This window comes from Alteribacter populi (assembly GCF_002352765.1).
In the GTDB taxonomy this organism is placed as follows: domain Bacteria; phylum Bacillota; class Bacilli; order Bacillales; family Salisediminibacteriaceae; genus Alteribacter; species Alteribacter populi.
On record NZ_KZ293963.1, the window covers coordinates 4,453,861 to 4,459,871 of the forward strand.

Below are 6,011 nucleotides of genomic sequence, written 5' to 3' on the forward strand. Positions count from 1 at the left end.
ATGGCACAAATTATAGAGAAAACATCACAAGGAAATCGTATAATCACGAAAAAGCCAGAACTACTGGCTCCAGCCGGAAATCTTGAAAAGTTAAAAATTGCTGTTCATTATGGTGCAGATGCTGTATTTATTGGAGGGCGTGACTTCGGGCTTCGTTCGAATGCGGACAACTTTTCTATAGATGAAATGGAAGAGGGCGTCAATTTTGCTAAAGAATATGGAGCAAGAGTGTATGTGACGACGAATATATTTGCCCATAATGAAAATATGGACGGTTTAGAAGAGTACTTGCAAGAATTAGAGCGAGTAGGGGTCGGCGGTATTATCGTTGCCGATCCACTTATTATTGAAACGTGCAAACGGGTGGCACCAAGGTTGGAAGTTCACTTGTCCACCCAGCAATCATTGTCTAACTGGCAAGCCGTAAAGTTTTGGAAAGAAGAAGGACTTGAGCGTGTCGTGCTCGCTCGTGAAGTTGGCCTAGAAGAAATGCTCGAAATGAAAAAGAATGTAGATATTGAAATTGAAACGTTCATTCATGGTGCCATGTGTATTTCTTATTCGGGTCGCTGTGTGTTAAGTAACCATATGACGGCTCGAGATTCTAATCGCGGAGGATGCTGTCAGTCTTGCCGTTGGGATTACTTTTTATATGAAGGTGACAAAACAGAGAATAAAGAATCGGCCCTTTTCAACGAAGAAGATGCTCCGTTTGCTATGAGTCCAAAAGATTTAAACCTCATAAAATCGATTCCAAAGCTCGTGGAAGCAGGCATTGACAGCTTGAAAATTGAAGGCCGCATGAAGTCCATTCATTACGTGGCCACAGTAGTAAGCGTGTATAGGAAAGTGATTGACGCTTACTGTGAAGATCCAGATAACTTTAAGGTTGATCCAGCCTGGCTTGAAGAGCTAGCAAAGTGTGCGAACCGCCCGACTGCTCCGGCATTTTTTGAAAATACACCCGGGTATAAGGAGCAATTGTATAACAATCACAATCATAAAACATCTCATGATTTTGCGGGATTAGTAAAGGATTATGATGAGGAAAGCCAAATGGTGACGCTCCAACAGCGAAACTATTTCCGTCCAGGAGATGAAGTTGAATTCTTCGGCCCTGAAATTGAAAAGTTTACTCAAAAGGTAGAAACCATCTGGGACGAAAAAGGAAAAGAGTTAGATGCAGCCCGCCACCCCTTACAAGTCGTGAGATTTAAAGTTGTTCGACCTCTTTATCCTAATAATATGATGAGAAAGGGAGTATCATAATGGATAAAAAGCCGATTATTATCGGTGTTGCAGGTGGTTCAGGTTCTGGTAAAACGACAGTAGCAAATGAGGTTTACTGTCAATTTCATGAACAATCCATCGTCATGATCGAACAAGATGCCTATTATAAAGACCAAGACCATCTCCCTATGGAAGAGAGGTTAAAAACGAATTATGACCATCCGTTAGCGTTTGACAATGACCTCTTGTTGCAGCATTTAAAAAACTTAAAAAATCAAGAACCGATCGGAAAGCCTGTCTATGATTATAAAAATCATACACGTAGTGAAGACGTGATTCCGGTAGCTCCCAGAGAAGTTATCATTCTCGAAGGAATTCTCATTTTAGAAGATGAACGTCTCCGGGATATGATGGATATAAAACTTTTTGTTGATACAGACGCAGATATACGCATTATCCGGCGAATGATGCGTGACATTAATGAACGTGGGCGTACGATTGAATCAGTGATTGATCAATATACGTCTGTTGTACGACCGATGCATATGCAATTTATCGAACCGACAAAGCGTTATGCTGACGTTATTGTTCCTGAAGGCGGCCAAAATCGAGTAGCTATCGATTTAATGGTCGCAAAAATAAAAACCGTTCTTGAAGAAAAAGCCATTTTATAATAGCATAAGAAAAGTAAGGAATCTTTTGGTTACGTTAATCATGAACATGGATATTATGTTCAGCGTCCTGGCACCGGCGTATCTGGGTGTCTGGGGCGCTGAGCGTTTATTTATATTCCTCAGTCTCGCCTTCTTTGTGGAGTATAAAGAGTAAGAAGTGATGAAATAGCGGCGTTACCCGATTGGCGAAGAGCTTCGTTGCTCTTTAAGTTTTCTTATTATGAGTACATATTCAAAGAGAAGGGAAGTTTAGATTTATCAACTTTTATAGTACATCCCTATTTTCCAAAACTTTTGAACAACCCCTATTAAGAAAGGTTCATTTTTAACATCCTTACACATATGTCTAAGATACAAGGATAGGCGTTTTGCGTGACTCCTATTCGAATTTCATGTACAATGATTTTTAAAAAATGAAAGCGTTCGCTAATTGTAGCAAATCGTTTGGAGGAGTGAAAGACATGGCAGAAGAAAAGCATTATATGACATTAGAAGGAAAAGAGAAGTTAGAAAAAGAAGTAGAATACTTAAAAACAGAACGACGAAAGGAAGTCGTTGAACGTATAAAAGTAGCCCGTGACTTCGGTGATCTCTCTGAGAACTCCGAATATGATTCTGCAAAGGAAGAACAAGCTTTTGTTGAAGGGCGAATTATTCAGCTTGAAAAAATGATTCGTAACGCTGAAATCATTGAAGATGATGGGACAAACAGCAACATTGTAACACTTGGTAAAAATGTAAAGTTTAAGGAGCTTCCTGATGGTGATGAAGAAAGCTACCAAATTGTCGGGCGCGCGGAAGCAGACCCGATCGAGGGCAAAATCTCAAATGATTCCCCAATGGCACAAAGTCTCCTTGGAAAAACAATCGGAGATAAAGTCTCAGTTCAAACACCAGGCGGCGATATGGAAGTTGAAATTTTAGAGGTAAATTAATTCTAGAGAATCCTTTTAAGCTTTATGCTTGAAGGATTCTTTTTTAAAAGTAAAGTATAAGGGGAGAGCTACCTTCACGCCGCTCGTCAGGAAATATTACCCTTAGATCATGTAAAAATCTAAATCTAAGTTAATGAGGACGAAAGCTTCTCGTAATTCTTTATTAAATGAGCTATAATATCATGTATGTTTAGAGTGGAGGAGGATGTCATTAATGACAAAGTACGAAACATATAATGGACCAAGCCGATCAAACAATAGAAAAAAACAAAGAATGAATAGGATATTAAATGCGGCGATCGGCCTTGTAGTCGTCACAATCTTCCTAGTCGCTGGGTTTACTATATTCGGAGGCGGAAATGACTCAGAACCAGCCATGGTTGCTGACGAGAATGAAGATGACACAGAAGTAGATAATGACGAGGAAAATATAGAGAGATCGGAAAGTGAAGAGGAGCTAAACACTAATACAGAAGGTAGTCAAGAAGATTCTAGCAATGGAGACGGAAGTTCTGATCCAGAGACAACAGATTTGAGTGAAGGAACAGAGGAAGAAGATATAGAAGAAGAGGAATCTGACGAAAATGAAGAATCAGATTCTGAGAATAGAGACAGCCCTGTTGGAGAAGGAAACTGGGAGCCGATCGGAACCGTTCAGGAAGAACCATTTACAGCTGTTTACGACAGCAGCCATGTAAACTGGGATGAAATGACCGAAGCGCTGAAGTATGCAACAGAAATAGATGGTGATATGACCATTTGGTATTTAGGTAATGGTGGCGATGCCCAAAGTGCTGTTGGAACTGTAAGTGGTGACGATGGCCAAAAGTATGAGGTTCGCATAGAATGGGTAGAGAATAGAGGCTGGAAGCCCATTTATGTTGAAGAAACAAGCTGATAAATAAACGGCAGTAAGCTTAATAGGTAATATCGAGGTACGTATTGCTTCAAGGGTGTCCCAAAGGTAAAACCTTTTGGGGCACCCTTTCTCATGAGTTAAGAAAGTATAAAAATCTACGTTTCTGTGTCTAGCTCCAGGCGCCTTGCGCTTTTCTTGTGAGTTCCGAAAGTATAAGGCTCTTTTTGCATAGTCAGATTTTTTTATTGATAAATAGAATGAGCGAGAATGAGCGAAAGGCGGCGACTCCAGCGATAAAAGCAACAATGGTTTTCTTACGACGAAGAACCGCAGGGTGATTTTCCCTAAGGAGGCTGAAGCGTCCGCCTGTAGCGGATTTGAGCGGTAATCTATCTTAGTCAAAAGCAACAATCTTTTAGAAATCAGCATTAATAAAAGACCGCTATGCGATTTATCTTAGTTACTTGAACGAAAATGAACAACGGCTGTATAGAACGGCTTCCCGCTTTCTCCTACTGTGACTTGATGTGACACACTGTTGACCCGAAGAAGAATCGCTTGATTATCTTCAATTTTTCGTTGAATTCGTTCCTCGAGCCCTTTCAAACTATCGGCTTCAAAAAACTCGACCTTATCTTTAATTCCATCAGTATGGATAAACATGAAGATGACACTCCTTTAAAATTTCTTTATTAAGCATACTAAAAGTTGTTACTTCAGGACAAGAAAAAAATGATGCTCGTACGAGGTGTTGTTGGTCTGTATTACTTTTGCAGTAAATAGCACCTTGTCTACCTTTGTGTGATTCGTTATGATAAAGGGTGTGTGTGAAACTTTTTACAAAAGAAAGGAAATGCCTAATGAGAGTGGGAATAATTGGTGCGATGGAAGAGGAAGTGGAGCTTTTAAAGAAAAAGATGCACTTGCGTGAAGAACAGGTTATTGCAGGATGTGAATTTTTCTTTGGCAAGCTTCAAGGGGTTGAAGTAGTCCTCTCTAAATCGGGGATCGGGAAAGTAAATGCCGCGATCTGTACAACGCTTATGAATCAGCTTTACCGTACTGATGTAATTTTAAATACAGGATCTGCCGGCGGCTTTCACAAAGAGCTTGCGGTAGGGGATGTCGTAATCTCGACACAAGTCCGATACAATGATGTGGATGCAACCGTTTTTGGTTATGAGTTTGGTCAAGTTCCAAGAATGCCAGCTTCCTATGAACCAGATGAAAAATTGGTGGCGATTGCCGAACAATGTGCCGATGAAGTAGGAGTACGCTCAGTACCTGGGTTAATCATATCAGGAGACTCGTTTATGAGTGATCATGAACGTGTCGAGCAGGTTCGTTCTAAGTTTAAAGATCCATACTGCTCTGAAATGGAAGCTGGTGCGATCGCTCAAGTATGTCACCAGTTTCAATGTCCTTTTGTGGTTATCCGGTCACTATCCGACATTGCAGGTCAAGATGCGAAAGTGTCCTACGATCAGTTTCTTGAAACCGCATCTGTAAACTCTGCCAAACTTGTTATCCTCATGTTGGAACAACTAAGGCAGGAGCAATAAAATAATAAAGAAACACCCTCTGAATTTCGGGAGGGTGTTTTTTTCATTGCCATACATGGTGGGATTTGCTAACAGAAGCCACGCTTATTCATGATATAATGGAGTTGTTTTCAAAGAGAGCGAGACTTATCAATTTGCTTTGATTCAACTATATACGTGAGGTGATTGTTCATGTCACAAAAAAAAATAGACGTGTTAAAAGGAAAAGTTACAGATTATAAACGTTACGCTTTTGTTATGCTTGCATTAAGTGTTTTTATGTTCGTAGGCTTCCTTATTCCTACTGAAACACTAGCAGTGGAGAACCAGCCAATTTTAATGGGAATGAATGTTGCAACTCTCATTTTGGCTGTAATCTTTCACCGAAAAGCGATGAAAATAGAAAAGAAGCTTTTCGAGGATGAAGCATAGATTGTAAGTAAAGAGGATGCCCAAGTATTTGGGGGTTCTCTTTTTTATTATTAATCAATATATATTCGTGGGTCTAAATAAAGGTTGCTGAATAAGTAGCATACGCCTACATGGCAAGAGGATATGCTCTTTCTCATGGAGAGAATCTGCAAGGAAATAACTCTTCTTTTGCTAAAAGCTTTGCACTTGAATTTTGAGATACACATGTGGGAGCCAAGGGTGCTGCTGCAATGGCGGAGACTCCCTCAGGAAAAGTTGATATGGCGGGGGTCCGCCCGGATTTTGAGGCCCTAAAAAATTTTTTTGTACTCGCCTCCGACTGCCAAGGTCCACATAATTC

7 protein-coding genes are annotated in these 6,011 nt (G+C 40.3%); 6 read left to right on the forward strand and 1 reads right to left on the reverse strand.

The window, feature by feature from the left end; all coding sequences use genetic code 11:
• From CDZ94_RS20640 to CDZ94_RS20655, 4 genes are all read left to right on the forward strand, one after another.
• A complete protein-coding gene (locus CDZ94_RS20640; RefSeq protein ID WP_096440435.1) occupies nt 1-1,269 on the forward strand; it encodes a peptidase U32 family protein in 1,269 nt (422 codons plus the stop codon).
• Nucleotides 1,269-1,904, forward strand: a complete 636-nt coding sequence (gene udk, locus CDZ94_RS20645; RefSeq protein WP_096440437.1) for a uridine kinase — start codon at nt 1,269-1,271, stop codon at nt 1,902-1,904. Before CDZ94_RS20640 ends, udk begins: the two co-directional genes overlap by 1 nt.
• Before the next feature lie 461 nt (nt 1,905-2,365).
• Nucleotides 2,366-2,839, forward strand: a complete 474-nt coding sequence (gene greA / locus CDZ94_RS20650) for a transcription elongation factor GreA (protein ID WP_096440439.1) — start codon at nt 2,366-2,368, stop codon at nt 2,837-2,839.
• A gap of 214 nt (nt 2,840-3,053) precedes the next feature.
• Nucleotides 3,054-3,737: a YrrS family protein gene (locus CDZ94_RS20655; protein ID WP_157911792.1), complete on the forward strand. Its 684-nt coding sequence runs from the start codon at nt 3,054-3,056 to the stop codon at nt 3,735-3,737.
• Nucleotides 3,738-4,154: 417 nt separating this feature from the next.
• Here the strand turns inward: CDZ94_RS20655 and CDZ94_RS20660 are convergent, their stop codons facing one another.
• Complete coding sequence (locus CDZ94_RS20660; protein ID WP_096440443.1) at nt 4,155-4,361, reverse strand: DUF2536 family protein; 207 nt, start codon at nt 4,359-4,361, stop codon at nt 4,155-4,157.
• A 197-nt stretch (nt 4,362-4,558) separates the two neighbouring features.
• Between CDZ94_RS20660 and mtnN the strand changes: the two genes are divergently transcribed.
• A complete protein-coding gene (mtnN, locus tag CDZ94_RS20665) occupies nt 4,559-5,260 on the forward strand; it encodes a 5'-methylthioadenosine/S-adenosylhomocysteine nucleosidase (protein ID WP_096440445.1) in 702 nt (233 codons plus the stop codon).
• Between the two features lie 171 nt (nt 5,261-5,431).
• Nucleotides 5,432-5,671 (forward strand): YrhC family protein, encoded by a 240-nt coding sequence (locus CDZ94_RS20670; RefSeq protein ID WP_096440447.1) that lies wholly within the window; start codon nt 5,432-5,434, stop codon nt 5,669-5,671.
• Nucleotides 5,672-6,011: the final 340 nt, after the last annotated feature.